This window comes from Desulfovulcanus sp. (assembly GCF_982781345.1).
Window position 1 is genome coordinate 1 of the sequence record NZ_CEYAEZ010000132.1, and the last position, 1,780, is coordinate 1,780.

A 1,780-nucleotide genomic window follows, 5' to 3' on the forward strand; every position below is an offset into this window, starting at 1 on the left:
TATGTAGACTATGTCAAGATCCACCGTGTGTACGTGCATGTCCAATGGATGCAATTGAGAGAAGGGGAATAGTACTGTATGTAAATTATGATAAGTGTATTGGATGTAAGAAGTGTGTTGATGCATGTATAGTAGGTGCAATACAGTGGGATGAAGAACAGAATAAGCCACTAATATGTACACATTGTGGATTTTGTGCAATGTTTTGTCCACATAACGTACTTACAGTTGAGGAAATTGAGCTTGAAATACCTGAAGAGTGAAACCTTAATCTAAAAATATCTCCTCAAGTAAAATACTTGGCAATCTGTGCCTGTAATATCATTCACAAAGTGGGATTTGGAGAGGCTAGTTGGTGAGAAGTTGAGTGAAGATGAATTGAAGAGACTACTTTCAAATCTCAAAGGTGAGATAGAGAAGATTGAGGATGAATGTATAGAGATGGAGATTACTCACGATAGACCAGACATGTTCTCTGTAGAGGGAATTGCAAGAACTTTAAAAGGTATTTTAGAAATTGAGGTCGGTCCTCCAAAAGTTGATGTAAAATTTGGAACATATGTCATGTATGTTGACTATGTTCCATGGAGAAGATTTGTAGTAACTAGTATTGTTAGAGATGTTGTACTGGATGATGAAGCTATTAGACAACTAATGCAACTACAGGAAAAGCTTCATCAAACATATGGTAGAGATAGGAGAGTAGCAGCTATTGGACTATATGATGCTGATTTAATAAAATTTCCAATAAGATATACATCTAGAGATGTAGATTCTGTAAGATATAGACCATTAGGATATGATAGATATATGTCAGGTAGAGAAGTTTTGAAAGAAACTGAGAAAGGTCAAAAGTATGGATATATAGCTCTTGGAGAAGGTAATAAAGTTCCAATCATACTAGATTCAGAAGATAACTGTCTAGTAATAATACCAATATTAAATTCTGATGATTATAAAGTTACTGAAAATACTAAAAATATAATGATTGACATTACAGGAACAGACTTGAGAAGAGTACTAGACGTATATAAGGTAGTTATATACAACGTATTAGAGAGAAGTAGAAGTAAGATTGTTGAAATACCGAAAATAATATTTTCAGAAGAAGTACCAAACTACAGTAAGGATGTTGAAAGTTCTTTTGAATTTCAAACATATAGTATTAGTAGTTATGAGGTATATGATATATCTGGTGTAGATTTAAAAGATGAAGATATAGTAAAACTATTGTTAAAATCTAGATATGGTGTTGATATTAGTAATGGTATTATAAATGTTAAAGTTCCTCCATATAGAATAAATGTTCTACATAAGGTAGATATAATTGAAGATGTATTAATAATGTATGGGTATGATAATATTATTAGAGAATTACCAACACAGCCAACACATGGTAGAGTTAGTATAATTACAAGAATTGTAGATTGTATTAGAAATATTTTGAGAGGCGATTAAAATGAAGTTAAAAAAAATACAACACATAATAACTTTGATCGGAATAGTATTAATTTGGGAACTAATATTAAGAGTTTTTACTATACCTAATTATATCTTTCCTAAACCTTCAGAAATTATAATTATAATTGGTAAAAACTTTAACTTTTTTATTTATCATGCAACAATTACTTTTATAGAATCTATTTTTGGTTTCTTATTTGGATCGTTGTTTGGTATTTTAATAGCTATATCTTTTTTATATCTTAAACATTTACGTACTCTCTATCCCTACTTTGCGTTTATAAAAGCATTACCAATAATAGCCTTAGCACCATTGATT

Annotated in this window: 3 protein-coding genes; all 3 read left to right on the forward strand. The window is 30.4% G+C overall.

Annotation, left to right across the window (positions count from 1 at the left end):
- On the forward strand, positions 1–263 hold a 263-nt coding region (locus AC3WVG_RS11635; RefSeq protein ID WP_488798285.1), incomplete at its 5' end, for a 4Fe-4S binding protein.
- Between the two features lie 46 nt (positions 264–309).
- A complete protein-coding gene (gene pheT / locus AC3WVG_RS11640; protein ID WP_488798286.1) occupies positions 310–1,458 on the forward strand; it encodes a phenylalanine--tRNA ligase subunit beta in 1,149 nt (382 codons plus the stop codon).
- 1 nt (position 1,459) lies between these two features.
- A partial coding sequence (locus tag AC3WVG_RS11645; protein ID WP_488798287.1) for a hypothetical protein occupies positions 1,460–1,780 on the forward strand: 321 nt, incomplete at its 3' end.